Below are 539 nucleotides of genomic sequence, written 5' to 3' on the forward strand. Positions count from 1 at the left end.
AGGTCAGGCCAGAAGCGAATCACCATCTCCGCCGCGCAGGAAATCACACCAGAGTCAGTTCATCCGCTCGACGGTATCAGTTGTTCCGCCAGCTCCTGCGAAGCGTTTCAGTCGCTGTTCAGCTCCTCCAGCGCCTGCTCTGGGCTGATCACCAGAGCCTTCAGGATGCGGTCCCAGTCCTGCAGCATGCGCGTGGTGGCCGAGCCCAGGGCGGAATTGTCGCGCACGCGCTTCGGGTCGGGCATGCCGGGCGGGATGTTGTGGTCCTGGAAGATGCGGCCGATCGCCAGGGCAATCACGCTGGAGGCGCTGCTGCGCGTGTCGTTCAGCAGGCCGGGATTGCGCTTCTGCGGCATGACACTGGACACATAGGTGTTGCCATTGCCTTCGCGCAGCAGAATCCAGGGACACGACTGCGCGTATTGCGTCGCCAAGCTTTAACGAGGACTGCTCTGTGCCACCCGCAGCTTTGGAACGTCATGCACGCGTGTGATGTAGCACTGGCGTGGTGTGGTGACGAATCGGGATGCGGGGACAGG

At 62.5% G+C, this 539-nt stretch carries 1 protein-coding gene; it reads right to left on the reverse strand.

All coding sequences use genetic code 11. The annotated features are described in order from the left end of the window. Positions 1-107: 107 nt before the first annotated feature. On the reverse strand, positions 108-434 hold the full coding sequence (locus D2K64_RS24110; RefSeq protein WP_202910836.1) for a hypothetical protein: 327 nt from the start codon (positions 432-434) through the stop codon (positions 108-110). Positions 435-539: the final 105 nt, after the last annotated feature.

It is taken from the genome of Teichococcus vastitatis (assembly GCF_003604215.1).
Classification (GTDB): domain Bacteria; phylum Pseudomonadota; class Alphaproteobacteria; order Acetobacterales; family Acetobacteraceae; genus Pseudoroseomonas; species Pseudoroseomonas vastitatis.